The organism is Brachyspira sp., from assembly GCF_050873525.1.
Taxonomy (GTDB): Bacteria; Spirochaetota; Brachyspiria; order Brachyspirales; family Brachyspiraceae; genus Brachyspira.
Map to the genome: position 1 here is coordinate 1 of NZ_JBNMIZ010000274.1, position 2,938 is coordinate 2,938.

3 protein-coding genes are annotated in these 2,938 nt (G+C 31.4%); all 3 read right to left on the bottom strand.

Annotation, left to right across the window (positions count from 1 at the left end):
- Positions 1 to 122: 122 nt before the first annotated feature.
- From ACR0QS_RS12440 to ACR0QS_RS12450, 3 genes are read right to left on the bottom strand one after another with little or no spacing between them, the layout of a single operon-like run.
- Positions 123 to 860, bottom strand: coding sequence for an NAD-dependent protein deacylase (locus ACR0QS_RS12440; protein WP_432633772.1), 738 nt, complete (start codon positions 858 to 860; stop codon positions 123 to 125).
- A 30-nt stretch (positions 861 to 890) separates the two neighbouring features.
- Positions 891 to 1,964, bottom strand: coding sequence for a DNA replication/repair protein RecF (gene recF, locus ACR0QS_RS12445; protein ID WP_432633773.1), 1,074 nt, complete (start codon positions 1,962 to 1,964; stop codon positions 891 to 893).
- 48 nt (positions 1,965 to 2,012) lie between these two features.
- Positions 2,013 to 2,897 (bottom strand): MBL fold metallo-hydrolase, encoded by an 885-nt coding sequence (locus ACR0QS_RS12450; RefSeq protein WP_432633774.1) that lies wholly within the window; start codon positions 2,895 to 2,897, stop codon positions 2,013 to 2,015.
- Positions 2,898 to 2,938 lie beyond the last annotated feature (41 nt).

Sequence of the window (2,938 nt, forward strand, 5' to 3'; positions counted from 1 at the left end):
CTATTTATATTTCTTTTTATCTTCATAAGAATATTATAACAGAATAATTTTATTTGTCAAAGAGATTTAATAATTTATTTTAATTTTTGAGTTGTTGCGAGCAGAGACGCTTTTTACTTTAATTAAATATCCAAATATTTCTCTATTTCGCCGAAAGCAACGCCCGATTTTTCTTTGACATAAATATCGACTATTGAATTTGTGAAACTCGAAGGTTCGGGATTTATTTCTATGATTTTAGCTCCAGACCTTTTTGCCAAATGCGGAATTTGAGCGGCGGGCATAACCTCTCCGCCAGTTCCTATTATGATAAATAAATCGCTTTTGTCGGCATCTTCTATTGAACTTTGAAAATCGTAAGAAGGCAGCTGCTCGCCAAAAAATACGAATGCGGGTTTCAATACGGAAGAACATTTTTCGCATACGGGCGGGTCCATTGATAATATTTCTTTATTTATTTTATATTTGTTTTGACATTTCATACATACCGCATATTTAGCCGTTCCATGAAGTTCGTAAACTATTTTACTTCCCGCTTCCTGATGCAAATTGTCTATATTCTGCGTGATAACCGAGCGCATTATTCCCGCTTTTTCCAAATTAGCCAAAACTATATGAGCCTTATTCGGTTTGACATTATCAATCGGTTCGTAAAAAACTTTTTTGAGAGACTGCCAAGATTCTTTCGGATGTCGCATGAAATAAGATATTTCGGCAAATTGACTTCCATGCTTTTCCCATAAACCGTCAGGACCTCTGAAAGGAGGAACTCCGCTCTCCACGCTTATTCCCGCTCCAGTAAAGGCTACGGCATATTTTGATTCTTTAATCGTTTTCGCTATTAATTTATAATCTATCATAATTTTATTATACAATATTTTTAATATAAATCAATAATTAGAAATATCAAAAATTTTTCCGCTTTCAAAATTTTTCACTTTTTCTTTTTCCGTAACCGTTATAAAAACCTGCCCCAAAGTTTTAATATATTCCAAAATATTATCTCTTCTCATGTTGTCAAGTTCGAGCATCGCATCGTCTATCAAAAGTATCGGAGTTTTATTTCTGTATTCCGAAAGTATTTTTTCGCTTGCAAGTTTCATTATTAAAGTAAACATTCTTTTTTCGCCTTGAGAAGAAAATTTTCTTGAAAGCGAATCCTTATAATAAAATTGATATTCCGCTCTATGTATTCCAAAATATGTCGTTCTTAATTTTATTTGTTCCTGTAAAGTATTTTCCAGTTTTTTAATATAATCGTTTTCGTTTTCTATATCTTCTACAGTCGATAAATATTTAATCGCGTAAGGATTTTCGTTTTGAAATATCGTTTCATAAGTTCGATTCATTTTTTCTTCGAGTATTTTTGAATATTTTAAATTTTCTTTGGCAATATATAAAGAATGTTTTGCAATCTCTTCGTTATAAATATTTGCTTCGTTCGGTTTTTTAATAAGGCAGACATTTCGCATTTTTAAGAGTTTATTATATTTTATTAAAGAAGATAAATATTCCGCTGATATTGTGGAAATAAGCATATTGAAATAATCTCGCCTCAATTTCGGCTCGCCCGTAACCAAATCCGTATCGTTCGGCAGAAATATAATATAAAGAATTTTTCCGATTAAATCTTTTCTTGAAGAAATTTCTTTTTTATCCATAAATACTTTTTTAAAAACTTTTTTTGATTTTTTTTGATAGGTTATTTCAATCGTAGTATCGTAAGATAAATTATCCTCTCTGAATATTCCTCTTATAAAATAATTGTCGTTTCCGTTTTTTATAATCTCTCTGTCAAGTCGAGTTCTGAAAGATATTCCGTTTCCGAGCATATAAACGGCTTCCAAAATATTCGTTTTTCCCAAGCCGTTATTTCCGTATAAAACATTTATTTTGTCCGAAAAATTAAATACGGTTTCGTCATAATTTCTAAAAGAACGCAAAGTTAGTTCTTTGAGTATCATTTATTCTGCCTTAATTATTATAATTTTATTTTATAAATTATTTATTAATCATATTCTTATATAAGAACCTTCTTTTGCAAAAGCAAGCTGCAAATCTATATTTTCTTTTTTTAGGAAAGCGAGCAATTTACTATAGATTAATTTGATTTGCGAATCCGTTCTATCCTGATTATGATGATGAAGTATAACATAAGGAACTCCCGCGTCGAGTCCCACTTGAATTGCGTCATTTAAAGTGGAATGTCCCCAGCCGACATGTCCGTTATAATATTCGCTTTTCGTATATTCGCCCTCTATTATCAAAACATCCGCTCCTCTCACATAATCTATTAATCTTGCATGAAGCAAATCGGCATTATGATTATAATGTTCCAAAGAAGGATGTTGTTCATGCAGTCGTTTTTTATAAGGTTCATGGTCCGTTAAATAAACGACAGTTTTGCCAGCGGAAGTTATTTTGTAGGATAAAGTATGGCATGGATGATTAACCCATATTCCTTCTATAAGCATATTTCCGAAAGTTATTTTTTTTCCTTCGTAAAATGCCTCGAATTTCAAATTATCCGAAAACTGTTCCAAACTAACGGGAAAATAATCTTTTGCAAGTATATTATTTATCGTATCATACATTTCGTTTGAAGAATCTTTCGGTCCGTAAATCGTAAAACTATATTTATTTGAAAAGAACGGAGCAAAGAAAGGTATTCCCATTATATGGTCCCAGTGAAAATGCGTGAGTAATAATATGCTTTCCGTTTTTTCCGATTTAGAAACATAATAGCTCAAATTTTTTATTCCGCTTCCCGCGTCCAAAATAATATAATTGTCTTCGTTGTCTATAATTTGAATGCAGGATGTGTTTCCTCCGTATTCGTTAAAACTATTACCTGGGGTTGGTATCGAGCCTCTGCTTCCTAAAAATCTAACTTTCAAATTTTAGTCCATAAAAAATTATTCTATATAAAATATACAAA